We start from the raw sequence: 25629 nt of genomic DNA on the forward strand, positions 1-25629 counted from the left end.
GAGCATGGCGGGCATGGCTACTCATGTGATCACCGGAGCGGGCTCCGGCATCGGCGCGGCCGTCGCCCGCCGGCTGCACGCGCGCGGGGACGACCTCGTGCTCCACGCGCGCGACGCGGGCCGCGCCAAGGAACTCGCCGCGCGGTTCCCCGGCGCCCGGACCCTCGTCGGTGACCTCGCCGACCCCGACAGGCTGAGCTGGGCCTTCTCCCACCAGTCGCTCCCGGACCGGGTCGACTCGCTGCTGCACATCGCCGGCGTCGTCGACCTGGGCCCGGTCGGCGAGCTGACCCCCAAGGCCTGGCGCCACCAGCTCGACGTCAACCTGATCGCCCCCGCCGAGCTGACCCGCCACTTCCTGCCCCAACTGCGCGCCGCACGCGGGCACGTGCTGTTCGTGAACTCCGGCGCCGGCCTCAGGGCGAGCGCCGAATGGTCCGCGTACGCCGCCTCCAAGCACGGCCTGAAGGCCCTCGCCGACTCGCTGCGGGGCGAGGAGCACGGCAACGGCGTCCGCGTCACCTCCGTCTACCCCGGGCGCACCGCCAGCCCCATGCAGGCCAAGGTCCACCAGCAGGAGGGCAAGGAGTACGACCCCGCCGAGTGGATCGACCCCGAGTCGGTGGCCACGACGATCCTGATGGCGCTCGACCTGCCGAGGGACGCCGAGGTCAACGACCTGACGGTACGGCCGGGCCGCTGACCTTCCGTAGGCTTCCCCACGTGAACGCAACTTCGCCCTACGGCCCCGCCACCGGCGTCGGCTCGCTCCCCGGCGGCGACGCCCGGGAGGCGGCCAGGACCGCCACCGGCTCCTTCGAGGACTTCCCCTTCCTGCCCGAACTCCCGGCCCGCGGTCCCGGCGCCGACATGATCGGCCGGACGGCGGGGATGCTCGTCGAGCTGTACGCGCGCGTGGAACCCAGCGGCTGGCGGCTCGGCGACCATCCGGGCCGCGACACCAAGCGGGCCCGCTCCTGGCTCGGCGAGGACCTCGACGCCCTCGAGGAGTTCACCCAGGACTACGAGGGCCCGCTGAAGGTGCAGGCCGTGGGCCCCTGGACGCTCGCCGCCGCGCTGGAGCTGAGGAACGGCGAGGCCGCCCTCTCCGACCCGGGCGCCTGCCGCGACCTGGCCGCCTCCCTGGCGGAGGGGCTGCGGCTGCACCTCGCCGAACTGCGGCGGCGCATCCCCGGCGCCCGCCTCGTCCTCCAGCTCGACGAACCGTCCCTCACCTCCGTCCTGACCGGCCGGGTGCGCACCGCCAGCGGCTACCGCACCCACCGCGCCGTCGACCGCCAGCTCGTGGAGGCCACCCTCCGGGACGTGGCCGGGGTGCACGGGGACGGCCCCGTCGTGGTCCACTCCTGCGCCCCGGACGTGCCCTTCGCCCTGCTGCGCCGGGCCGGGGTCGCCGGGATCTCCTTCGACTTCTCGCTGCTCACCGAGCGTGACGAGGAGGCGATCGGGGAGGCGGTGGAGGGCGGCACCCGGCTCTTCGCCGGTGTCGTGCCCGGCACGGACGCCGCATTGTCAGACCCGGCTAGTAGCGTCATGGGTGTACGGACGCTGTGGCGCAGGCTGGGGCTGCAACCGGGGCTTCTCACGGAGGCGGTCACGCTCACACCGGCCTGCGGACTCGCGGGGGCCTCTCCCGCGTACGCCCGCCGGGCCCTCGCCCACTGCGTCCGGGCGGCGAGATCCCTCGCGGACAACCCAGAGTAACGGGAGGACCACACGGTGGCCGGCGACAAGCAAGCGGAGACGACGGTGCCCGCCGAGGCACGGGAGCAGCACGCGCAGCTCGCTGAGCAGATCGAGGAGCACCGCTTCCGGTACTACGTGAAGGACGCTCCCGTCATCAGCGACGCGGAGTTCGACCGCCTGCTGCGCGCGCTGGAGGCGCTGGAGCAGGAGTACGCCGAGCTGCGCACGCCCGACTCGCCGACCCAGAAGGTCGCGGGGGCGTACGAGACGGACTTCACCGCCGTCCAGCACCGGGAGCGCATGCTCTCCCTGGACAACGCCTTCGACGACCTGGAGCTGGCCGCCTGGGCCGAGCGCGTCCACAAGGACGTCGGAGCCTCCGCGTACCACTTCCTGTGCGAGCTCAAGGTCGACGGCCTCGCCGTCAACCTCACGTATGAGAACGGCCGCCTCACGCGCGCGGCGACCCGCGGCGACGGCCGCACCGGCGAGGACATCACGCCCAACGTGCGCACCATCGCGGAGATCCCCGACCGGCTGGCGGGCGACGGCGTGCCCACGCTCGTGGAGATCCGAGGCGAGGTCTACTTCCCGATGGAGGGCTTCGAGGAGCTCAACACCCGGCTGGTCGCGGCCGGGGACAAGCCCTTCGCCAACCCGCGCAACGCGGCGGCCGGTTCACTGCGCCAGAAGGACCCGCGCGTCACCGCCACCCGCCCGCTGCACATGGTGGTCCACGGCATCGGCGCCCTGGAGGGCTACGAGGGCATGGACCGCCTCTCCGAGGCCTACGACCTCCTCAAGGGCTGGGGCCTGCCCACCTCCACCCACAACCGGGTCGTCGGCGACCTGGACGGCGTACGGCAGTTCATCGCGTACTACGGCGAGAACCGCCACTCCGTGGAGCACGAGATCGACGGGGTCGTCGTCAAGCTCGACGAGATCCGGCTCCAGGGCAGGCTCGGCTCCACGGCCCGCGCCCCGCGCTGGGCCATCGCGTACAAGTACGCGCCGGAGGAGGTCAACACCAAGCTGGTCAACATCCGCGTGGGCGTGGGCCGTACGGGCCGGGTGACGCCGTACGCGCAGGTCGAGCCGGTGACGGTGGCGGGCTCCGAGGTCGAGTTCGCGACCCTGCACAACCAGGAGGTCGTCAAGGCCAAGGGCGTCCTCATCGGTGACACCGTGGTGCTGCGCAAGGCCGGTGACGTCATCCCCGAGATCCTCGGCCCCGTCGCCGACCTGCGGGACGGCACCGAGCGGGAGTTCGTGATGCCGGCCGAGTGCCCGGAGTGCGGTACGCCGCTCAGGCCGATGAAGGAGGGCGACATCGACCTGCGCTGCCCCAACGCCCGCACCTGCCCGGCCCAGTTGCGCGAGCGGCTGTTCTACCTCGCGGGACGCAAGGCGCTCGACATCGAGCAGTTCGGGTACGTGGCGGCGGCCGCCCTCACCAAGCCGCTGGAGCCCGCCGACCCGCCGCTGCTCGACGAGGGCGACCTCTTCGACCTCACCATCGAGCAGCTGCTGCCCATCAAGGCGTACGTCCTCGACCAGGACAGCGGGCTGCCCAAGCGCGACCCGAAGACCGGCGAGGAGAAGATCGCCACCGTCTTCGCCAACCAGCTGGGCGAGGCCCGGAAGAACGCGTTGTCGATGCTGGAGAACATCGCCGCCGCCAAGGACCGCCCGCTCGCCCGCGTCCTCACCGGACTGTCGATCCGTCATGTGGGCCCGGTCGCGGCCGAGGCGCTCGCGCGCGAGTTCCGCTCCATCGACCGCATCGAGCAGGCCAGCGAGGAGGAGCTGGCGGCCACCGACGGCGTGGGCGCGATCATCGCGGCCTCGCTCAAGGAGTGGTTCGCCGAGGACTGGCACCAGGAGATCATCCGCAAGTGGAAGGCCGCCGGGGTCCGCATGGAGGAGGAGGGCTCCGGCGAGGACGAGGGACCCCGCCCCCTCGAAGGCCTCACCGTCGTCGTCACCGGCACGCTCGAACACTTCACCCGCGACGGCGCCAAGGACGCGCTGCAGAGCCGGGGCGCGAAGGTCACCGGTTCGGTCTCCAAGAAGACCTCGTTCGTCGTCGTGGGCGACAACCCCGGGTCCAAGTACGACAAGGCGATGCAGCTGAAGGTGCCCGTGCTGGACGAGGACGGCTTCACCGTCCTGCTCGGACAGGGCCCGGACGCGGCCGCCGAAGTCGCCCTCGCGGCTCCGGAGTCGGCCGAGGAGTAGCCCGAACCGGCGGTTGAAGGCCACCCGATCGGCGCATACCAGATGCATACGGGTGGCCGGGGCGCATTCGGGCAACCGTCGAAGACCGCTGCCCGTGGACGCCTTCCGCGGCCTACTGTTGAGATGTGCGCCTGCCGTGCCCAGCTGCGGTCGGGGCATCTCCTCGCTCCTGAAGGGCGGGGGGACGGGTTTTCCAACGCGGCGCCGCCCATGGGCTGTCGGGCAGCGGGCCGCGTGGCGTGGGCACCGCCGGTTGTGAGAGGGACGGGAATGGAACCGACCGAGAGCGCCGCCCCGGACTCCCGGCTGCGCCGGCTCCGGGGCGTCGGCGTCAGGTGGGGGAGCCGCTGGGCGGGGCGCTCCGGGCGGCATCCGGGCGCTCAGGCACAGCCCCCGCGCACCGCTCCCGACCTTCGCGCCCCCACGGGACCTCCCGCCGAGCCCTCCTCCGCCCTGCCGTCGACGCCACCGCCCGGACCCGCGGCCAGCCCGCCACCACCCACCGCGCCCCCCGGACCCGCCCCCGCGCCCGGTCCTGCCGCCGCGCCTGGCCTGTCCGCCGAGCCGCCCGGTTCTGCTGCCGTGCCTGGCCTGTCCGCCGGGCTGCCTGGTTCTGCTGCCGTGCCTGGACATTCCGCCGTGCAGTCCGGACCCGTCGCCGCGCCCGGACTCTCCGCCGGGCCGCCGGGACTCGCCGCCGCGCCCGGTTCTGCCGCCGTGCCTGGACATTTCGCCGGGCCGTCGGGATCCGCGGCTGTGCCTGGACATTTCGCCGGGTCGCCGGGATCCCTGGCCGTGCCTGGACATTCCGCTGGGCCGTCGGGATCCGCGGCCGTGCCTGGACTCTCCGCCGGGCCGCCCGGTTCTGCCGCCGCGCCCGGACCCGCCGGGCCGACCGGACCCGCCGGGCGGCTCCGGCGCTCGGCGTTGCCCGGATCCGCCCTCCCGACCCGGCCCTCGGTGCCGCCCGGCGCGGCCCGCCTGATCGGGTCCCCGGGTCCGGCCGGGGCCTCCGTCTTCTCCGGGACGTCCGCCCTGCCCGGCACCTCGGCGCTGTCCGCGAGCTCGGGACTGCCCGGTGCCGAACCCGACCGGCAGCTGTCCTGGCCCGCGCTGCCCGCCGCCGTCGTCGGCGCGGCCGCCTTCGCCCTCGGCGCCGGCTTCTACCGTGCCTTCACCGGCAACCACGCCCTCTTCCCGTCCGGTACGGCCGGCTGGGCGCTGGCCCTGCTGACCGGCGTCATCGTCGGCCACCTCGTCATGCTCGGGCGGGCCCGCTGGTGGGGCGGCACCGGCTCCGGCGCCGCCCTCACCCTCGCCGTGCTGCTGCTGTACGGCTGGGTCCCCGCCGGTCTGGTCAGCCTCACCGTCGTCGTCCTGGTCGGCATAGCCAGGCGCCACCGCTGGCGGCAGGGCGTCCTGCACGGCGCGGTGGACATCCTCGGCATAGGCGCGGGCGCCCTGCTGCTGGCCGCCTGCGGACGGGTGCCGTCCGTGGAACACCCCTGGTACCCGGACGGCTGGACCGTCTACACCGGCCCCCAGGTGGCCCTGGTGGCCGTCGCCTATCTCTCCGTCACCCGCGTCCTGCTCTGGTACCTGCACGCCCCCCGCTCCGGCGGACTGCCCACGGTCGCCCGCACCGCCCTCGTCAGACAGAGCCTGGTCGCAGTGGCGCTGCTCGGCATCGCGCCCCTGGTCTGCGTGGTCGCCATTGCCAAACCGATCCTGCTGCCCCTGTTCGCGATCCCGCTCGTCGCCCTCGACTCCACGCTCTGGATGGCCCGGGCCCGCGCCGAGGAGCAGTTGCGCGACCCGCTGACCGGACTGCCCAACCGGCAGTGGCTGCTGGAACGCATCTGGACCGCCCTGGACGACGCCGAACGCATCGGCGCCCGGTCCGCCCTGATGCTGATCGACCTCGACCGCTTCCGTTCGGTCAACGACACCCTCGGGCATCTCGCCGGTGACCGGCTCCTCCTCCAGACGGCCGACCGGCTTCGGGTGGCCCTTCCGCGCGGGGCGGAGGTGGCACGGCTCGGCGGGGACGAGTTCGCCGTCCTGCTCCCGGTCGCCGACTCCACGACCTCCGCCTCCCGGGTCGCCCGCGCGCTGGTCGCCGCCCTCAGCTCGCCGCTCGACCTCGACGGGCTCACCCTCGTCCTGGAGGCCAGCGCGGGCGTCGCCGTCTTCCCCGACCACGCCCTCGACGCGGAGGGCATGCTGCGCCGGGCCGACGTGGCGATGTACCAGGCCAAGCGGGACCGTACGGGCGTCGAGGTGTACGAGTCCAAGCGGGACTCCAACACCCCCGACCGGCTCGGGCTGCTGGGCGATCTGCGGCGGGCGCTGGACGCGCACGAGGTGCAGCTGCACTACCAGCCGAAGGTCCGCTTCGACGGGCAGGTGGCCGGTCTTGAGGCGCTGGTGCGGTGGGTGCATCCGGAGCGGGGGAAGGTGCCGCCGGACGAGTTCATAGCGATCGCCGAGTCCTCCGGGCTGATGCCGCACCTCACGGAGTACGTGCTGGAGACGGCGCTCGGTCAGGTCGCCCGGTGGCGGGCGCAGGGGCTGTTCGTGCCGGTCGCGGTGAACGTCTCGCCGCGTGACGTCCACACGCCCGGGTTCGCCGGGTCCGTCGCCGCGCGGCTGGCCCGGCACGGAGTGCCCGCGGGAGCGCTCCAACTGGAGATAACGGAGCACGTCCTGCTGGAGGACCCGCAGCGGGCGGCGGACACGCTGAACGGGCTGACCGGGCACGGCGTGAAGATGTCCCTGGACGACTTCGGGACCGGGTACTCCTCGCTGGTGCATCTACGGCGGCTGCCGGTCAGCGAGCTGAAGATCGACCGCTCCTTCGTGGCGCGGCTGGCGGTGGACGCCGAGGACGCGGAGATCGTGCGCTGCACGGTCGACCTCGCGCATTCCCTGGGGCTGCTGGTGGTCGCGGAGGGCGTCGAGGACGACGAGACCTGGGAACGGCTGCGGGATCTGGGCTGTGACGCGGTGCAGGGGTGGCTGGTGGCCGCGGCGATGCCTCCCGAGGAGACGACGGCGTGGCTGCGGGCGCGGGGGTCCCGTGGGTGGCAGCGACCGGCGGCGGCGCTCCCGGCGGCCGCCACCGACGACTAGCCCACCCGCCGCGTAGGCAAACCGTTTCACGGCCACGGGCCGCCGCCCCCTAGGATTGGCCCCACATCACATTTCACTCACCCCAGAGGAACGCTGCATGCCTGGCATCACGCGCGAGGAGGTCGCCCACCTCGCCCGGCTGGCGCGTCTGGAGCTGAAGCCCGAAGAGCTCGACCACTTCGCGGGACAGCTGGACGACATCATCGGCGCGGTCGCCCGCGTCAGCGAGGTCGCCGACCAAGACGTACCGCCGACCTCGCACCCGCTCCCGCTGACCAACGTCATGCGGGCGGACGAGGTCCGTCCGTCGCTCACCCCCGAGCAGGCGCTCTCCGGCGCCCCGGCCCAGGAGCAGCAGCGTTTCAAGGTGCCGCAGATCCTGGGGGAGGACTAATCGCCATGACGGACAACGTCACCATCATCAAGCTCACCGCCGCCGAGACGGCCGCGAAGATCGCCTCCGGCGAGCTCACCGCCGTCCAGGTCGCCGAGGCCCACCTGGCCCGCATCGAGGCCGTCGACGAGAAGGTCCACGCCTTCCTGTACGTCGACCGCGAGGGCGCCCTCGCCCAGGCCCGTGCCGTGGACGAGAAGCGGGAGCGCGGGGAGAAGCTCGGCCCGCTGGCCGGCGTCCCGCTCGCGCTCAAGGACATCTTCACCACCGAGGGCGTCCCCACGACCGTGGGTTCGAAGATCCTCGAGGGGTGGATCCCGCCGTACGACGCGACCCTCACCAAGAAGCTGAAGGCCGCCGACGTCGTCATCCTCGGCAAGACCAACATGGACGAGTTCGCCATGGGGTCCTCCACCGAGAACAGCGCCTACGGGCCGACCGGCAACCCCTGGGACCTCACCAGGATCCCCGGTGGCTCCGGCGGCGGCTCCTCCGCCGCGCTCGCCTCCTTCCAGGCGCCCCTCGCCATCGGCACCGACACCGGCGGCTCCATCCGCCAGCCGGCCGCCGTCACCGGCACGGTCGGCGTGAAGCCGACGTACGGAGCCGTCTCGCGCTACGGCATGGTGGCCTTCTCCTCCTCCCTCGACCAGGGCGGGCCCTGCGCCCGTACGGTCCTGGACGCGGCGCTGCTGCACGAGGTGATCGCCGGGCACGACCCGCTCGACTCCACCTCGATCGACACCCCGGTCCCGCCGGTCGTCGAGGCCGCCCGCAACGGCAGCGTCGAGGGCATGCGCGTCGGCGTCGTCAAGCAGTTCCGCGGCGAGGGCTACCAGGCCGGGGTCATCCAGCGGTTCGACGAGTCCGTCGCGCTGCTGAAGGACCTGGGCGCCGAGATCGTCGAGCTGGACTGCCCGTCCTTCGACCTCGCCCTGTCGGCGTACTACCTCATCGCGCCGTCCGAGTGCTCCAGCAACCTCGCCCGCTTCGACGGGCTGCGCTACGGGCTCCGTACGGGCGACGACGGCACCCACTCGGCCGAGGAGGTCACCTCCCTCACCCGGGCGGAGGGCTTCGGGCCCGAGGTCAAGCGCCGGATCATGCTCGGCACGTACGCGCTCAGCTCCGGCTACTACGACGCGTACTACGGCTCCGCCCAGAAGGTCCGCACGCTCATCACGCGCGACTTCGAGAAGGCCTTCGAGCAGGTCGACGTGATCGTCTCGCCGACCACGCCCACCACCGCCTTCCCGATCGGCGAGCGCGCCGACGACCCGATGGCGATGTACCTGGCCGACCTGTGCACCATCCCGACCAACCTCGCGGGCAACGCGGCCATGTCGCTGCCGTGCGGTCTCGCCCCGGAGGACAACCTCCCGGTCGGTCTCCAGATCATCGCCCCGGCGCTGAAGGACGACCGGCTGTACAAGGTCGGCGCCGCCGTCGAGGCCGCCTTCGTGGAAAAGTGGGGTCACCCGCTCCTCGAGGAGGCTCCGTCGCTGTGAGTGCACTGAACAAGGCCAAGGGCTTCAAGAAGTCCAAGTCCGGTACGTACCTGTCGATGGCCGGCACGGCCTTCGGCGCGATCGGCGTGGCCAAGCAGATCAAGAAGGCCCGCGCCGAGCACGACACGCTGCGGCTCATCGACGCGACCGTCTCCGCGGTCGCGATCGTCACCGGTCTCGCCATCCTGTACCGCGAGCTGAAGCGGCTGGGCGACGACGACGTCCTGCTGGGCTGAGAGGGAAGTTTCACCGTGACCACCACGACCGACCTGGTGTCGTACGAGGACGCGCTGGCGTCGTACGACCCCGTCATGGGCCTCGAGGTCCATGTCGAACTCGGCACCAAGACCAAGATGTTCTGCGGCTGCTCGACCGAGCTCGGTCAGGACGCCAACACGCAGACCTGCCCCATCTGCCTCGGCCTGCCCGGCTCGCTCCCGGTCGTCAACGCGACCGGCGTCGAGTCCGCGATCAGGATCGGTCTCGCGCTGAACTGCGAGATCGCCGAGTGGTGCCGCTTCGCCCGGAAGAACTACTTCTATCCGGACATGCCGAAGAACTTCCAGACCTCCCAGTACGACGAGCCGATCGCCTTCAACGGCTACCTCGACGTCCAGCTGGAGGACGGCGAGGTCTTCCGCGTGGAGATCGAGCGCGCCCACATGGAGGAGGACACCGGCAAGTCGACCCACGTGGGCGGCGCGACCGGCCGGATCCACGGCGCCTCGCACTCGCTGCTCGACTACAACCGCGCCGGCATCCCGCTGATCGAGATCGTCACCAAGCCGATCGTCGGCGCCGGCGAGCGTGCCCCCGAGGTGGCCCGGGCCTACGTCCGTGAGCTGCGCGAGGTCATCAAGGCGCTCGGCGTGTCGGAAGCCCGCATGGAGATGGGGCAGATGCGCTGTGACGTGAACCTCTCGCTGATGCCCAAGGGCAGCGAGAAGTTCGGCACGCGCTCCGAGACGAAGAACGTGAACTCGCTGCGGTCCGTGGAGCGCGCGGCCCGCTTCGAGATCCGGCGGCACGCGGCCGTCCTCGACGGCGGCGGGACGATCATCCAGGAGACCCGCCACTTCCACGAGGACACCGGGTCGACGACCTCGGGCCGGGTGAAGGAGGAGGCCGAGGACTACCGGTACTTCCCCGAGCCGGACCTGGTGCCGGTGGCCCCCTCGCGCGAGTGGGTCGAGGAGATCCGGGCGGCCCTCCCCGAACTGCCGCTGGTCCGCCGTACCCGGCTGCTCGCCGAGTGGGGCATCTCCGCCACCGACATGCAGGCGATCCTCAACGCCGGCGCCCTGGACAAGATCGTCGCCACGATCGACGCCGGTGCCGACGCGGCCTCCGCCCGCAAGTGGTGGATGGGCGAGCTGGCGCGCAGCGCCAACGAGTCGGGCACGTCCCTGGACGAGCTGGCCATCACGCCGGAGCAGGTCGCCCGGGTCACCGAGCTGGTCTCCAAGGGCGACCTGAACGACAAGCTGGCCCGGCAGGTCATCGAGGGCGTCCTCGCGGGCGAGGGCACCCCGGACGAGGTCGTCGACCAGCGCGGGCTGAAGGTCGTCTCCGACGAGGGCGCGCTGACCACCGCCGTCGAGGAGGCCATCGCCGGCAACCCGGGCATCGCCGACAAGATCCGCGGTGGCAAGGTGGCCGCGGCCGGTGCCCTGGTCGGCGCCGTGATGAAGGCCACGCGCGGGCAGGCCGACGCGGCCCGCGTCAAGGAGCTGATCCTGGAGAAGCTGGGGGTCAGCGAGGGCTGACCTCGGGTAACCGGGAGAGGGGGTGCGTCCGCTCAGGGCGCACCCCCTCTCCCGCTCTCAGCCTGAAGCGCTACGCTCGCGCGCCATGAGTGCACGAACCGACTCAGAGCCACAGGGCGACATAGACGCCGCCGATGCCAAGGACGACGCGGGTGACGCGGACGTCACGGGTGACATGGACAAGACGACCGGCTCCGACGATCCCGATCAGGCGACCGACGCCGACGCCGACGCCGACGCCGACGATCCCGATCAGGCGACCGACGCCGACGCCGACGCCGACGCCGACGATCCCGATCAGGCGACCGACGCCGACGCCGACGCCGACGCCGACGATCCCGATCAGGCGACCGACGCCGACGCCGACGATTCCGATCAGGCGACCGACGCCGGTGCAGACGCCCTCGACGCCGACTCCGACGACCTCGGCGCCGACGACACCGACGAGGACGACTCCGACGAGGACTACGACTACGACTACGAGGACGCCCGGCGGGCCCGCTGGACGGCGACCGCGACCGGGGCCCTGCTCACCCTCGCCGGCCTCGCCGCGTCCCTGATGCGCCTCGGCGGCACCGCCCCGGCCTTCGTCCCGGCCGCCTACGCCCTGGGCGCGGTCGTCTGCGCCGTCGCGGGCCTCCTGGGCGCCCGGGGCCGTACGCGGCGCGCCCTGTGGCTGCTGATCGCCGGGGTGATCATGATGGCGTTCGGCGACCAGGCCGACTGACGTGCCCTGACACCGCCGTCGTTATTGTCCTGTGATCTGCCTCCCACTCTTGTGAAAAGACACACGAACGCATCAAAGGATCTTCACCGCCTGCAAGAGTGGCCTCGCATTGCTCATACGTTCTTTGCGGGCTGTTTCCCGGTCAAAGATCCACAATTCACCCCGGGAGCACGTCAGTGGCAGCCCTCGCACGTTGGTGTGTACGCAACCGCCTCGTCACGGTGGTGCTCTGGCTTCTCGCTCTCGTCGGCACGGCCACCGCCGCCGTCGCCACCGGCTCCGCCTACTCCAACGACTACGAGGTCCCCGGCACCGAGTCCGGCCGCGCCACGCAACTGCTCGCCGAGGGGTTCCCCACCCTGGGCGGCGACAGCGACACCGTCGTCTGGCACACCTCCTCGGGCACCGTCCGCGCCGCCGACGTCGAACAGACCATGACCCGCGCGCTGGACAGGATCGCCGACCTGCCCGGGGTCGCCTCCGTGGCCGGACCCTACGGCGAGCAGGGCGCCGCGCAGATCAGCAAGGACGGGCACACGGCGTACGCCACCGTCACCTTCGCCGACCGCGCCGAGGACATCGGCGCGTCCGAGGCACAGGCCGTCGTCAAGGCCGCCAAGGCCGCCGAGAGCGACGGACTCCAGGTCGAGCTGGGCGGCAGTGCGATCGCCCTCACCGAGTCCTCCGGCGGACACCTCGCCGAGATCGTCGGCGTCGCCGTGGCCGCCGTCGTGCTGTTCCTCGCCTTCGGCTCGCTCGCCGCCTCCCTGCTGCCCATAGCCACCGCCCTGGTCGGCGTCGGCACCGCCTACGCCGGCATCCAGCTCCTCGGGCACGCCATGACCGTCGCCGACTTCGCACCGATGCTCGGCATGCTGGTCGGCCTCGGCGTCGGCATCGACTACGCGCTGTTCATCGTGACCCGCCACCGGCGCGGCCTGAAACGGGGCCTCACGGTCGGCGAGGCCGCCACCAACGCCGTCGCGACGACCGGACGTGCGGTCGTCTTCGCGGGCGCCACGGTCTGCATAGCCCTGCTGGGGATGCTGATCCTGCGCCTGAACTTCCTCAACGGCGTCGCGATAGCCGCCTCCCTGACCGTCGTCCTCACGGTCGCCGCCTCCGTGACCCTGCTGCCCGCCCTGCTGGCCTGGATCGGCCCGCGGGCCCTCAGCCGCCGCGAACGCCGCCGGCTCGCCGAACACGGACCCGAGCCGGAGCTGCCCACCGGGTTCGCCGCCCGCTGGTCGGCGTTCGTCGAGCGCCACCCCAAGCTCCTCGGCTCGCTCGCGGTCGTCGTCATCGCCGTCCTCGCCCTGCCGACCTTCTCCCTGCGCCTCGGCACCTCCGACCAGGGCAACGGCCCCAAGACCTCCACCACCCGCCAGGCCTACGACCTCCTCGCCGACGGTTTCGGCGCCGGGGTGAACGGCCCGCTGACCCTGGTGACCCGCGTCGACGGCGCCGAGGACAGACTCGCCCTCGACAACCTCGACACCGCCCTGCGCGCCACCGAAGGCGTGGCCTCGGTGACCCCGGTGACGTTCGACTCCGGCGGACACCTCGCGTATCTCACCGTCGTACCGGAGTCCTCCCCGCAGTCCAGGAACACCAGCGAGCTGGTCGACCGGCTGCGCGAGGAGGTGCTGCCCCGGGGCGAGGCCGGGACCTCCCTCGACGTCCAGGTGGGCGGGGTCACGGCGGGCTACGACGACTTCGCCGGGGTCATCGTCGGCAAACTGCCGCTCTTCGTCGGCGTCGTGATCAGCCTCGGCTGTCTGCTGCTCCTGCTCGCCTTCCGGTCCGTCGGCATCCCGCTCAAGGCCGCCGTGATGAACGTCGCCGCCGTCGCCGCCGCCTTCGGGGTGGTCGTCGCGATCTTCCAGTGGGGCTGGGGCAGCGAGCTGCTCGGCCTCGGCCGGGCCGGGCCGATCGAGCCCTTCCTCCCGGTCATCATGGTGTCGGTCCTCTTCGGCCTCTCCATGGACTACCAGGTGTTCCTGGTCAGCCGGATGTACGAGGAGTGGCTGGAGACCGGCGACAACCGGCGGGCCGTACGGGTCGGCCTCGCCGAGACCAGCCGCGTGATCAACTCGGCGGCGGTCATCATGATCTCGGTGTTCCTCGCGTTCGTCCTCAGCGGCGACCGGGTGATCGCCATGTTCGGCATCGCGCTCGCCGCCGCCGTCGCCCTGGACGCCTTCGTCCTGCGCACCCTGCTGGTGCCCGCGCTGATGCATCTGCTCGGCGGCGCCAACTGGTGGCTGCCGCGCCGGCTCGACCGCTGCCTGCCCCGCATCAGCATCGAACCGCCCGAGTGCCGGGCCGCCCATGAGAGGCTCACCGAGGTGGTCGAGGCGCTGGAGAGGGAGCGGGAGCCGGATGTACGCGATATCGCTGGGTGACGACGGAGCCGAACTGCGGCCGCTGGAACCCTGGCACGCCGAGGAGTTCCTCGCGCACCTGGAGCGCGGCCGCGCGTTCATCAACGAGTACGTCCCCTTCGGCTCGCAGGCCACCGACGCCGCCGGTGCGCGCGAGGTGCTCCAGCGGTACGCCGACCTGCGCGCCGCCGACACCGGATCCCTGCACGGACTCTGGCTGGAGGGGAAGCTCGTCGGCGGGGTGCTGTTCCTGAACTTCGACGCGGAGAGCGGGAACTGCGAGGTCGGCTGCTGGCTGGAGCCCGCAGGCACCGGGCGCGGCCTGGTCACCCGGGCCATGCGGACACTGATCGACTTCGCCGTCGGGCGGCGCGGGATCCAGCGCGTCGAGTGGGTCGCCTCGGCCGGCAACACCAAGAGCCTGGACGTGGCCCGGCGGCTCGGGTTCACCCGCGACGGAGTCCGCCGTGAGGCCTACCCCTATCGTGGGGTGCGGCACGACCTCGAAGTGTGGTCCGTGCTGGCCCGGGAGTGGCGCGCGGCACATGCGCCCGCCGCTCACAACGATCATTAAGGGACCTCTCAGAGAGCGTCCGTACGGTGCGAGGTTATGGGAACCAAGACTGTTGACGAGGCCGCCGACGAGCAGACGGCGGACCTCACCAAGACCGACACGTCCGACGACGTGACCGAGACCGGCACGGACGGCACGGACGACAACGAGGTCCTCGAGGACGGCCTCGACGCCGACCCGGACGCCGACCTGGACGCCGACCTGGACCTGGACGACGCCGTCGCCAAGGAGAGCGCCCCCGGCGTCGGCCAGGGCGCGGGCGCCGTCGTCGCCGCCGTGCTCGGCTTCGTGTCGCTCAGCGGCAGCTGGATCGGCACGATCGCGGGCGCCCGCCAGACTCTGGTCGGCCAGCTCCAGACCTCGTCGAGCGCGACCGTCGCCAAGCAGATCCAGGCCGTCTACGGCGACGCCTGGCAGACCACCGCCCTGTGGGCCGGTCTGTTCGCGCTGACCGCCCTGGTCGTCGGTGTCGTCGTGCTGGCGCGCCCCGCGTTCGGCAACGCCGGCCCGCAGGCCCCCTGGATCAAGTCGGTCTCCTGGGCCGGCGTGGTGCTCGGTGTGGTCGGCCTCCTGCTGGCCGTCCTCAAGTACACCGACGCCCTCCTCGGCCTGCCGTCCGCGAGCTGAGTCCCGCGCACGTCACGAGGGGCCTCAGGGCCGCCGTAAGCACCTTACGGCGGCCCTGAGGCCCCTCACGCATGTCTAAGGCCCCCGCCCACGGCCGAAGATGCGGCACTCTCCCGATGTGACGGACCCCCCTCGGCGACGAGGGTTGAGGCAGCGCGGCAGGCACTGCGCCGGCCCGCCGTCCCGAGGGGGAACCACCATGTTCGAGTACGAGATCCAGCAGGCCCGTGCCGCCGAGCTGCTGCGCCGGGCCGCGCACGAGCGGCTGGCCCGCGAGGCCGTCCGCGGCCGTCGCGCCGCCCGCCGCGCGGCCGCCGAGCGCACCGGGCGTGCGGCCCGTGCCGCCCGGGACGGCCGCAAGGGCGAAGCCGACGGCGGCTCCCCTGCCGACCGGCCCCGCGTACCCCGGTCCGCCCGCCCGGCATGACCGCCGGGGCCCGGCCGGAGGGCGGCCGCACAGGGGTCGGCCGCCCTCCGGCACCGGGGAGCACACCGGCGACGACAGGCCCCGTGCCGATAACGAGTGGGCCGGTGTCGTACCCGCGTGCGATGCTCGCCCCCGTGGAGACCAGGTCCGTCAGTCCCGTCTTCGTCGGCCGCCGCGACGAGCTAGACCTCCTGAACGACGCGCTGACCCGCGCCGCCGCGGGAGAGCCGCAGGCGTTCCTGATCGGCGGCGAGGCCGGAGTCGGCAAGACCCGCCTCGTCGAGGAGTACACGGCCGTGGCCGCCCGCCGGGGCGCCGTCGTCGCGCTCGGCGGCTGTGTGGAGATCGGCGCCGACGGACTGCCCTTCGCCCCCTTCTCCACCGCCCTGCGCGCCCTGCGCCGCGAGCTGCCGGACGAACTGACCGCCGCGGCGGCCGGGCAGGAGACGGAACTCGCCCGGCTGCTGCCCGAGATGGGGGAGACCCGGCCGGGCCGGCACGACGAGGAGGGCATGGCCCGCCTGTTCGAGCTCACGGCCCGCCTCCTGGAACGCGTCACCGCCGACCGCACGGTCGTCCTCGCCCTGGAGGACCTGCACTGGGCCGACGCCTCCACCCGCCACCTGCTCTCCTACCTGCTGCGCACCCTGCGCACCGGCCGCCTCGTCGTCCTCGCCACCTACCGCGCCGACGACATCCACCGCCGCCACCCGCTGCGCCCCCTGCTCGCCGAACTCGACCGGCTGCGCACCCTCCGCCGCCTCGAACTCGGCCGTCTCACCCGGGAGGAGACGGGCCGTCAGATCGCCGGCATCCTCGCCCAGGAACCCGACCCGGCCCAGGTCGACGACATCTTCGAACGCTCCGACGGCAACGCCTTCTTCGTCGAGGAACTCGCCGTCGCCGCCCACGAGGGCTGCTGCACCGGCCTCACCGACTCCCTGCGCGATCTGCTCCTGGTCCGGGTCGAGGCGCTGCCCGAGACCGCCCAGCTCGTCACCCGGATCGTCGCCGAGGGCGGCTCCACCGTCGAGTACCGGCTGCTGGAGGCCGTCGCCCGGCTCGGTGAGGACGAGCTGATCACGGCGCTGCGGGCCGTCGTGGACGCCAACCTCCTGCTCGCCACCCCCGACGGCGACGGCTACCGCTTCCGCCACTCCCTCGTCCGCGAGGCCGTCGGCGACGATCTGCTCCCCGGCGAGCGCTCCCGCCTCAACCGCCGCTACGCCGAGGCCCTCGAAGCCCGTCCGGAGCTCGTCCCCGCCGAAGAGCGCGTGATGCGACTGGCCAGCTACTGGTACCACGCCCATGAACCGGCCAAGGCCCTGCCCGCCGTCCTGGCCGCCTCCGTCGAGGCCCGCTCCCGCAGCGCCTACAGCGAGCAACTGCGGCTCCTGGAAAGGGCGATGGAGCTGTGGGACACCGCCCCCGAGGACGTACGGTCCCGGCTGCGCCCCGTGGACTACACCGAGGCCTACCCTCCCTGCGGCTGCGACCCCGCCACCACCCCGCTGCGCTACCTCGACCTCATGGCCGAGGCCGCCGTCGCCGGCCGCTTCTGCGGGGAGCGCGAACGCGCCTTCAAGATCACCAAGCGGGCGCTGCGGCTCCTCGCCGACGACAGCGACCCGTTGCGCTCGGCCTGGTTCTGGGTCCAGCGCTCTCGGCTGGTGCGCTCCCTGGGCCGGGGCAGCGGCCGCGAGGAACTGGCCCACGCCCAGGACCTGGTCCGCGGACTGCCGCCCAGCGAGGTGCACGCCCAGGTCCTCACCCGCGCCGCCAACTGGTCCATGATCCACTCGCCCGGCCCGGAGGCGTACGACGACGCCGAGCGCGCGGTCGCGTACGCCAGGATGGTCGGCGCCCGCGAGACCGAGCTCGACGCCCGCCAGGTCCTCGGCACCCTCATGGTCGGCGCCGGTGACATCGAGGCCGGGCTGGCCGAGATGTACGAGGTGAAGGAGCGGGCCCTGGCCGAGGACATCACGTCCGTCGCGCTCAGCGTCTACATCAACCTCCCCTCCGAGCTGGAGGCGGTCGGCCGCTCCCGGGACGCCGTGACGCTGCTGGAGGAGGGCGTCGCCTTCGCCGGACGGCACGGGCTCAACGACACCAAGGCCTGGGTGTGCGGAAACCTCGCCGAGTCCCTGTTCTCCCTGGGCCGTTGGGAGGAGTCGGAGGCCGCCTCCGCCGCGGTCGCCGACCGGGCCGGGCAGGGCGTGGCCGCGCAGGGCATCCATGCCACCCGCCACGCGGAACTCTCCCTGGCCCGAGGTGACTTCGCCGAGGCCCAACGCCAACTCGCCGCCGCCCAAGGTTTCTTCGGCGCCCATGAGCGCGCCGCCCAGCACCACCTCCCGCTCACCCGGATCGCCGTCGCCCTGGCCGTCGCCGAAGGCCGCCCCGCCGACGCCCGCGCCCACCTCGAACGCGCGCTGGAGCCCGGCTTCCCGCCCGGCGCCCAGCGCTATGTCTGGCCCCTGCTGATCACCGCCGCCGAGGCCGGCCCCGACCTCCTGGACACCCTCCGCAAGGCCGCCAGGTCGGTCGCGACGCCCGCCCCGGTCTGGCAGGCGCACGCGAGCTGGCTCCGCGCCGAACTGCGGCGCACCGAGGGCCGCACCGACCCGGACGACTGGTCCGAGGTGGTCACCGCCTTCGAGCGGCTGGAACGCCCCTACGACCTCGCCCGCACCCGGCACCGCCTCGCCGAGGCGCTGCTGACGGCGGGCGACGAGGACCGCGACCGTGCGACCGAGCTCCTGCGCCTCGCCCACGCCGTCGCCGGCCACCTCGGCGCCCGCCCGCTCACCGACACCGTGACGTCCCTGGCCCAGCGGGCCCGCATCCCCGTCACCCCGCACACCTCCACCGACCCGGCCGACGCCCTCGGCCTCACCAGCCGTGAACGCGACGTCCTGCGTCTGGTCTGCGCCGGCCGCACCAACCGCCAGATCGCCGCCGAGCTCTTCATCTCCCCGAAGACGGCCAGCGTCCACGTCTCCAACATCCTCGCCAAGCTGGGCGTCTCGGGCCGCGGAGAGGCGGCCGCCCTGGCTCACCGGCTGGGGGTGTTCCCACCGGAGCCGGGAGAGCGCGCGCTCGCCTGAGGCCGAGGCCCGGCGGGCCGCCCCCCGGCTCACCGTCAGCTCACTTTCAGCTCCAGGATCCGGTCGTCGCCCTTCTTCGGGTCGCCACGGCCGTCCGTGTTGCTGGTGGTGACCCAGAGCTTGTCGCCGCCCGCCGAGACCACCGTGCGCAGCCGGCCGTACTCGCCCTGGAGGAAGGACTGGGGGGCGGCCGAGGCCTCGGTGCCCCTGAGGGGGATGCGCCACAGGCGCTGCCCCTTGAGACCGGCCATCCAGATCGAGCCCTCGGCGTAGGCGATGCCGCTCGGGGAGGCGTCGTCGGTGTGCCACTCGGCTATCGGGTTCACGTACGCGCTGTCGTCCGACTCGCCCTCGGCCGCCGGCCAGCCGTAGTCGCCGCCCGGCTTGATCGCGTTCAGCTCGTCCCAGGTGTCCTGGCCGAACTCCGAGGCGAACAGCCGCTGTGCGGAGTCCCAGGCCAGCCCCTGCACGTTCCGGTGGCCGTACGAGTACACCGCGGAGTCGGGGAAGGGGTTGCCGGGAGCGGGTTCGCCCTCGGGGGTCAGCCGCAGGATCTTGCCGCCCAGGGACTTCTTGTCCTGGGACAGCCCCCGGTCGCCGCTCTCGCCCGTGCCGGCGTACAGCATCCCGTCGGGACCGAAGGCGATCCGGCCGCCGTTGTGGATCATGCCCTTCGGGATGCCCTTGAACACCGTGTCCGGCGCGCCCAGCTGGTCACCGGCGGGCCGCTCCGGGTCGTAGATCATGCGGACGATCCGGTTGTCCGAGACGGAGGTCAGGTACGCGTAGACCATGTGGTCCGAGGCGTAGTCGGGGGAGAGGGCGAGGCCGAGCAGTCCGCCCTCGCCGGCCGCGGAGACCCCCGGGACCTCGCCGACCTCGGTCTTCCGGCCGCTCGACTCGTCCACGTGGGTGATCGTGCCCTCGTCGCGCGAGGCCACCAGGAGTCCGCCCTCGGGGAGCGGGGCCAGGCCCCACGGCGAGTTCAGGCCCTCGGCGACCGTGCGCACCACCTCGACCGTGCCCTTCGCGGGCGGGGTCGCCCCGGCGCTCGGGGAGGACGAGCCCCGGACCGCCGTACGGCTCGCGGACGCGCTCGGTCCGGCCCCGGACGACCCTCCGTCGCCCGAGGAGCAGCCGGCCGCGAACAGCAGCGCCCCCGCGGCCAGCCCGGCCGTCACCCCTCGACGTCGCACGATCGCGCTCCCTTCGACACGGCGGTCCCGCGGCAGCCTCCACCTGTCCTACGCGGGAACCGCCCCACAGGTTCCCCATCCCCGCCGGCCCCACCCGAAAGCGGCACCGGAAACCGCGCGGCACTCACTCCCACGATCCCTGGGCGGCGGGCAGCTCCGCCACCTCGGCCAGGTCCCCGGGCGTCAGCCGCAGTCCGGCCGCACCGGCGTTCTCCACCACCCACCGCTCCTGCTTGGCCCCCGGCACCGGCACCACGTGCCGCCCCTGCGCCAGCACCCACGCCAGCGCCACCTGCGCCGCCGTCACCCCCTCCCCGTGCCGCGCGGCCACCCGGCGCAGACCGGCGACCACGGACTGGTTGGCGGCCATCATCTCGGCGGTGAACCGAGGGTGGCGGGCCCGCATGTCGTCCGGTTCGAAGCCCTCGCCCGGGGTCAGCGTGCCGGTGAGGAAACCATTCCCCAGAGGCATCGCCGCCAGAAAACCCACCCCGCGCTCCGCGCACCACGGCAGCAGCGCGTCCAGGGCCTCCGGCGACCACACCGACAGCTCCGCCTCCACCGCGCTCACCGGGAACACCTGCTGCAGCCGCCGCAGTTGCCCGATCGTCGCGTCATGCAGCCGCCCGCCGGAGCGCCGGCCGCCCCGCGCTCCCACCGCGCACAGCCCCAACGCCCGCACCTTGCCCGCCCCGACGAGCTCCGCCATCGCGCCCCAGGTCTCCTCGACCGGGACCTCGGGGTCGGCGCGGTGGAGCTGGTAGAGGTCGATGACCTCCGTCTGGAGCCGCCGCAGCGACGCGTCGCAGGCCCGTCTCACGTACGCGGGACGGCCGTTGGCCACGATGTGCTGCTCGCCCACGAGCAGACCGACCTTCGTCGACACGAACGCGTCCTCGCGTCGCTCCTTCAACACCCGCCCCAGCAAAAGCTCGTTGGTGAACGGGCCGTACATGTCGGCCGTGTCCAGCAGCGTCGAGCCCAGGTCCAGCGCCCGGTGCACCGCCCTCACCGACTCCTCGCCCCGCCGCCGGGACCCGCTGTATCCCCAGCTCATCGGCATGCACCCGAGTCCGACGGCCCCCACCGAGAGCGCCCCCGCACCGATCGTCCTGCGCTCCACCTGCCCGCGACCCTCCCTCTCCCGACCCCCCAACCTAACCTCTGCACGCGCGCGTACCTGAATTAGCCTCCTGGCATGAGCATCGACCCACCCCGTGACGTATGGCTTCCCATCCCCCCGGAGGAGATCGAGGGTCTCCCCGAAGGGTTCGACTACCTCTTCTGGGACGGGGGAGAGGACGGCGATCAGCCGTATCCCGGGGACCCCGCCGACTGCGTGGTGTACGTCGTGCCGTACATGAAGGCGCAGCGGGTGCGGGTGGCGCCGCTGGCCGAGATGCGGCGGGTGCGGGTCGTGCAGACGCTCACCGCGGGGGTGGACGACATCACCGCACGGCTGGCGGACCTGCCGTCCGGTGTACGGCTCTGCAACGCGCGCGGGGTGCACGAGGCCAGCACCGCCGAACTGGCGCTCGCACTGACGCTCGCCGCGCTGCGGGGGATCCCGCAGTTCGTGCGGGCCCAGGAGCGGGGGCACTGGGAGGGCGGCTTCCATCCGGCGCTCGCCGACAAGAACGTGCTGGTCGTCGGGTACGGGGCCATCGGCGCCGCCATCGAGGACCGGCTCGTTCCGTTCGAGGTGGCGCGCGTGGCGCGCGTCGCGCGCTCCCAGCGCGCGACGGCGCGCGGTCCTGTGCACCCCTTCACCGAACTGCCCGCCCTTCTGCCCGACGCGGACGTGGTCATCCTCTCCACCCCGCTCACCGAGACCACCCGCGGCCTGGTCGACACCGGGTTCCTGGCCCGGATGAAGGACGGCGCGCTGCTGGTCAACGTGGCCCGCGGCCCGGTCGTCGACACCGAGGCGCTGCTCGCCGAACTGGAGACCGGACGCCTCACCGCGGCCCTGGACGTCACCGACCCCGAACCCCTGCCCCCCGCGCACCCCTTGTGGCGCGCGCCCGGTGTGCTGATCAGCCCCCACGTCGGCGGCCCCACCTCCGCCTTCCTGCCCCGCGCCAGGCGGCTGCTGGTGGACCAGTTGGGACGGTTCGTGAACCAGGAGCCCTTGCGCCACGTGATCCTGACGACGGGTGCGGCATCCGTGTAGTCCGGTTCCGGCACCCTCCGCAGTCCCCCGGGCGCGGTCCGTACGCATATGCCGATGATCGTCACGGAGCGTAGAGAACCTATGTCCCTGAGTGACGAGACTGGTGTATCGTCCCGACTGGGGCTGCGCCGCGACCTTTCGGCGCCTGGGACGGACATTTCAGACTTGTGAGGGGGGCGACGGGCGATGCACGGCCTATGGACGAACGATCCGACGCGGCGAAGCCGCCGGCGGCGGCCCTGGCGCACGGCCGCGAGCAGACACGGTCACGACACTCACCCCGGCCATCACCACCACCGGCACGGCGGCCGCAGGAAGCAGGCGCACCGGGACCCGAGGGACCCGGCGCCGCGGACGTGGGGGACCCGGTGAGCACCCCGACGACCTCCACGACCCTCCTCGACGGAGTCGACCCGGCCCCGCGCGACCGGTCCCCGGCCAAGCGGCCGCCGACCGGGCGCCCGTCCTTCGGCGCCGGCCCGAACCTGGTGCACCAACTGGTGCTGGCCCTCGTCTGCGCGGGATACGCCGTCGGTTCCGCGCTCGGCTGGGGCTCCGACGAACTCGCCCTGATCATGGGCGACTTCGGACTGACCGCCGCGGCGGGCACCGCCGCCGTCTCCTGCTTCCTCTACGCGCGCATCCGCCGCGTCCGCTTTCGACCCGCCTGGCTGCTCTTCGCCCTCTCCTCGGCCATGGCCGCCCTCGGCAATCTCGTCTGGGGGTGGTACGAGGTCGTCCTCGGACGTCCGGTGCCCAGCCCCAGCTACGCCGACCTGTTCTTCCTGTGCTTCGCGCCCCCCGCGATCGTGGGGCTGCTGGTCCTGGCGGCCCGGCCCGTCACCAAGGCCGGCTGGGTCTGCCTGGTGCTCGACGCCTGGCTGATCGCCGGCTCGCTGCTCACGCTCTCCTGGAGCCTCGCCCTCGCGCAGGCCGCGAAGTTCGACGGACCGAGCGTGGCGCACGCGGCGCTGTCGCTGGCGTACCCGCTGCTCGACATCGCCCTGGTGAGCATGGTCCTCGTCCTGCACTTCAGAAGGGCCTACGTGAACCGCACGGCGGTCAACACGGCCGTCGGCGCGCTCGCGCTGACCGTGATGTGCGACGCCCTGTTCACCTCGCCGCTCATGCACAACAACTACCACTCGGGCCAGCTGCTCGACGCGGGCTGGTTCGCGGGCTCCCTGCTCCTGGCGTACGCCCCCTGGGCCGCCTCCCGGCAGCAGGGGGCCGCCGACGAGGGACACACACGCGTGGTCCACGAGCACGTACCGGGACACCGCCCCGGCGGGCACCCGCACGCGGCCCCGCACCCCTCCGCCCCCACCCCGCCGCAGGCGCCTCCGCAGACGCCCTCGCAGGCACCCCCGCAGGGCGGCGACCACGGCCGCTACCCGGCCACCCGGCCCATCACGGGCTCCCTCGCCGCCCTCACCCCGTACCTCGCCGCCGCCGTCTGCACCCTGGGGATCCTCTACAACGTCCTCAACGGCCGCAGCGTCGACCGCGTGGTGCTGCTGACCGGCGGTGCGGTCGTGCTCGCCCTCGTGGTGCGCCAGGGGATCATGCTGCTGGACAACATCACCCTCACCCAGGAACTGGCGCAGAAGGAGAACCACTTCCGCTCCCTGGTGCAGGGCTCCAGCGACGTCATCATGATCGCCGCCCCCAGCGGCATCCTGCGGTACGTCTCCCCGGCCGCCGCCGGGGTCTACGGACGGCCCGCCGAAGCCCTGGTGGGCACCGAGCTGGCCGACCTCATCCACCCCGAGGACCTGGGCTGCGTGGTGCACGAGGTGCGCCGCTTCCTCGCCGCCAGTCCCCAGGACGAGCCCACCACCCGCATCGAGTGCCGCTTCCGCTCCGGCGACGGCGGAGGCTGGCTCAACGTCGAGTCCACGGTCAACCGCCACCACGGCGGCCTGATCTTCAACAGCCGGGACGTCACCGAACGGGTGCGCCTGCAGGCCCAGCTCCAGCACAACGCCGAGCACGACCCGCTCACCGACCTGCCCAACCGCGCCCTGTTCACCCGGCGCGTCCAGCAGGCCCTGTCCGGCCGCCGCAGCTCCGACCGGGGCGCCGCCCTGCGCAACACCGCCGTCCTCTTCATCGACCTCGACGGCTTCAAGGCGGTCAACGACACCATCGGGCACCAGGCCGGGGACGCGCTCCTCGTCCAGGCCGCCCGCCGGCTCCAGGACGCCGTCCGCAAGGGCGACACCGCGTCCCGGCTGGGCGGCGACGAGTTCGCCGCGCTGATCGTCGGCGACACCACCCGCGACCGGGCCGCACGGGAGCGGCACATCCTGGAGCTCGCCGACCGCCTCAGGATCACCCTCTCCCAGCCCTATCTGATCGATGGCAACGACGTCAGGGTCGCCGCCTCCATCGGCGTCGCCTTCGCCGAACCGGGCCTCGGCGCGGGCGAGATCCTGCGCAACGCCGACCTCGCGATGTACCGCGCCAAGGCGGGCGGCAAGGGCCGGGTCGAGCTGTACAAGCCGCAGATGCAGCAGGACGTCGTACGCAAGGCGGAACTCGCCACGCGCCTGCGGGCCGCACTGCACGACGGCGAGTTCGCCCTGCTGCACCAGCCCGTGGTCCGGCTGGACGACGGCCGGATCTCGTCCGTCGCCGCCCAGGCGCGCTGGCGTTCCTCCCAAGGGGTGCTGTTCACCCCCGCCGAGTTCCTGCGGGTCGCGGAGGACAGCGACCGGACCGCCGAACTGGGCCGCTGGATCCTGGAGGAGGCCGTCGAACAGGCCGCCGACCGGACCGCGAGCGGCCTCACCGTCCCGGTGGGCGTCCGCATGAGCGCCCGCCGGCTGCTGGACCGGTCGATGCCGCTGGGCTCCGTGGAGGCCCTGCTCACCCGGCACGGACTGCCCTCCGGCTCCCTGCTGATCGAACTGGCGGACCTGGACCCCAAGGTGTCCCTGGACGAGCTGGAGCGCCGCCTGGGGGCGCTGCGCCGCCTCGGCGTCCGGATCGCCCTCGACGGCTTCGGCGGCGGCTACGGCGCCCTCACCGCGCTGCGCCGGCTCCCCGTCGACGTGCTCAAGCTCGACCGCTCGCTGGTCGAGGGGGTCGTCGAGTCCGCGCGACTGCACAAGATCACCAGCGGGCTGCTGCGGATCGCCTGCGACCTGGGGCTGCAGTCCGTGGCCGACGGTGTGGACCTGCCCGAGCAGGTCGTGGCCCTGCGCGCGATGGGCTGCACCCACGGCCAGGGCATGGCGTTCTCCGGGCCGCTCGACGAGTACCGGCTGCGCCGGGCGCTCGCCGGCGGCCGCTACTCGGTGCCGCACGGTCCCGTGGAACCCGCGTTCGCGGGCGGCGCCCCAGGGGTGTACACCAGTGGGGTAACCGCCGTCCTGGGGAGCGGAAGTGGACTGCGCTCACATACTGAGACTCCTGTCCCACCCACTTGACAGTCGGTGCGCGCCAGGGGGAGGGTCAATGCCATGCGCACCCGAATTCTCGTACTTGGAAAGCGCGTCGGCTGAAGCTGGTGACGCCCGGAAAACCCCGGACTCCCAGCGACCCACACCCGGCGCGCTCCCCTCGCTTGCCTTACGGCACGAGGGGTTTTTTGTTGCACAAAACACGCAGTGAACCCGTAGAACCCGCAGTAAAACCCTCAGCATCGAGAAGAGAATGCCG

General features: G+C 72.8%; 18 protein-coding genes. 16 read left to right on the forward strand and 2 right to left on the reverse strand.

Annotated elements, in window-relative coordinates:
• Positions 1 to 4 precede the first annotated feature (4 nt).
• The 14 genes from ACYQ8Q_RS31640 to ACYQ8Q_RS31705 all read left to right on the forward strand — a co-directional run bounded on the left by ACYQ8Q_RS31640 (position 5) and on the right by ACYQ8Q_RS31705 (position 18594).
• Positions 5 to 703 carry an SDR family oxidoreductase gene (locus tag ACYQ8Q_RS31640; protein ID WP_460069737.1) on the forward strand — a complete coding sequence of 233 codons (699 nt, stop codon included), beginning with the start codon at positions 5 to 7 and terminating at the stop codon, positions 701 to 703.
• A gap of 20 nt (positions 704 to 723) precedes the next feature.
• Positions 724 to 1725: a methionine synthase gene (locus ACYQ8Q_RS31645; protein ID WP_460069740.1), complete on the forward strand. Its 1002-nt coding sequence runs from the start codon at positions 724 to 726 to the stop codon at positions 1723 to 1725.
• 15 nt (positions 1726 to 1740) lie between these two features.
• Positions 1741 to 3945, forward strand: a complete 2205-nt coding sequence (ligA, locus tag ACYQ8Q_RS31650) for an NAD-dependent DNA ligase LigA (RefSeq protein ID WP_460069742.1) — start codon at positions 1741 to 1743, stop codon at positions 3943 to 3945.
• A 1035-nt stretch (positions 3946 to 4980) separates the two neighbouring features.
• On the forward strand, positions 4981 to 7077 hold the full coding sequence (locus ACYQ8Q_RS31655; RefSeq protein WP_460073574.1) for a putative bifunctional diguanylate cyclase/phosphodiesterase: 2097 nt from the start codon (positions 4981 to 4983) through the stop codon (positions 7075 to 7077).
• A 97-nt stretch (positions 7078 to 7174) separates the two neighbouring features.
• Complete coding sequence (gene gatC, locus ACYQ8Q_RS31660; protein ID WP_018531282.1) at positions 7175 to 7471, forward strand: Asp-tRNA(Asn)/Glu-tRNA(Gln) amidotransferase subunit GatC; 297 nt, start codon at positions 7175 to 7177, stop codon at positions 7469 to 7471.
• 5 nt (positions 7472 to 7476) lie between these two features.
• Complete coding sequence (gatA, locus tag ACYQ8Q_RS31665; RefSeq protein ID WP_460069745.1) at positions 7477 to 8979, forward strand: Asp-tRNA(Asn)/Glu-tRNA(Gln) amidotransferase subunit GatA; 1503 nt, start codon at positions 7477 to 7479, stop codon at positions 8977 to 8979.
• Positions 8976 to 9215: a hypothetical protein gene (locus ACYQ8Q_RS31670; protein ID WP_067008367.1), complete on the forward strand. Its 240-nt coding sequence runs from the start codon at positions 8976 to 8978 to the stop codon at positions 9213 to 9215. The genes gatA and ACYQ8Q_RS31670 overlap by 4 nt, the downstream gene beginning before the upstream one ends.
• 15 nt (positions 9216 to 9230) lie before the next feature.
• On the forward strand, positions 9231 to 10745 hold the full coding sequence (gatB, locus tag ACYQ8Q_RS31675) for an Asp-tRNA(Asn)/Glu-tRNA(Gln) amidotransferase subunit GatB (RefSeq protein WP_460069747.1): 1515 nt from the start codon (positions 9231 to 9233) through the stop codon (positions 10743 to 10745).
• Between the two features lie 85 nt (positions 10746 to 10830).
• Complete coding sequence (locus ACYQ8Q_RS31680; RefSeq protein WP_460069749.1) at positions 10831 to 11472, forward strand: hypothetical protein; 642 nt, start codon at positions 10831 to 10833, stop codon at positions 11470 to 11472.
• Between the two features lie 176 nt (positions 11473 to 11648).
• Positions 11649 to 13877: an MMPL family transporter gene (locus ACYQ8Q_RS31685; protein WP_460069750.1), complete on the forward strand. Its 2229-nt coding sequence runs from the start codon at positions 11649 to 11651 to the stop codon at positions 13875 to 13877.
• Positions 13855 to 14430, forward strand: coding sequence for a GNAT family N-acetyltransferase (locus tag ACYQ8Q_RS31690; RefSeq protein WP_460069752.1), 576 nt, complete (start codon positions 13855 to 13857; stop codon positions 14428 to 14430). Before ACYQ8Q_RS31685 ends, ACYQ8Q_RS31690 begins: the two co-directional genes overlap by 23 nt.
• 36 nt (positions 14431 to 14466) lie before the next feature.
• Positions 14467 to 15057 carry a hypothetical protein gene (locus ACYQ8Q_RS31695; protein ID WP_460069754.1) on the forward strand — a complete coding sequence of 197 codons (591 nt, stop codon included), beginning with the start codon at positions 14467 to 14469 and terminating at the stop codon, positions 15055 to 15057.
• A gap of 199 nt (positions 15058 to 15256) precedes the next feature.
• Entirely contained in the window at positions 15257 to 15484 is a 228-nt protein-coding gene (locus ACYQ8Q_RS31700; RefSeq protein WP_460069756.1) for a hypothetical protein, read from the forward strand.
• 122 nt (positions 15485 to 15606) lie between these two features.
• Positions 15607 to 18594, forward strand: coding sequence for a helix-turn-helix transcriptional regulator (locus ACYQ8Q_RS31705; RefSeq protein WP_460073576.1), 2988 nt, complete (start codon positions 15607 to 15609; stop codon positions 18592 to 18594).
• 35 nt (positions 18595 to 18629) lie between these two features.
• On the opposite strand, the gene ACYQ8Q_RS31710 is transcribed toward ACYQ8Q_RS31705, so the two are convergent.
• Both ACYQ8Q_RS31710 and ACYQ8Q_RS31715 read right to left on the reverse strand, forming a co-directional pair.
• Positions 18630 to 19790 carry a PQQ-dependent sugar dehydrogenase gene (locus ACYQ8Q_RS31710; protein ID WP_460069757.1) on the reverse strand — a complete coding sequence of 387 codons (1161 nt, stop codon included), beginning with the start codon at positions 19788 to 19790 and terminating at the stop codon, positions 18630 to 18632.
• Between the two features lie 124 nt (positions 19791 to 19914).
• A complete protein-coding gene (locus tag ACYQ8Q_RS31715; RefSeq protein ID WP_460069759.1) occupies positions 19915 to 20913 on the reverse strand; it encodes an aldo/keto reductase in 999 nt (332 codons plus the stop codon).
• A gap of 75 nt (positions 20914 to 20988) precedes the next feature.
• On the opposite strand from ACYQ8Q_RS31715, the gene ACYQ8Q_RS31720 reads away from it, so the two are divergent.
• Complete coding sequence (locus tag ACYQ8Q_RS31720) at positions 20989 to 21963, forward strand: 2-hydroxyacid dehydrogenase (RefSeq protein WP_460069761.1); 975 nt, start codon at positions 20989 to 20991, stop codon at positions 21961 to 21963.
• 368 nt (positions 21964 to 22331) lie between these two features.
• Positions 22332 to 25397 (forward strand): putative bifunctional diguanylate cyclase/phosphodiesterase, encoded by a 3066-nt coding sequence (locus ACYQ8Q_RS31725; RefSeq protein ID WP_460069763.1) that lies wholly within the window; start codon positions 22332 to 22334, stop codon positions 25395 to 25397.
• Positions 25398 to 25629 lie beyond the last annotated feature (232 nt).

The sequence above is a fragment of the Streptomyces sp. YKOK-I1 genome (genome assembly GCF_054660435.1).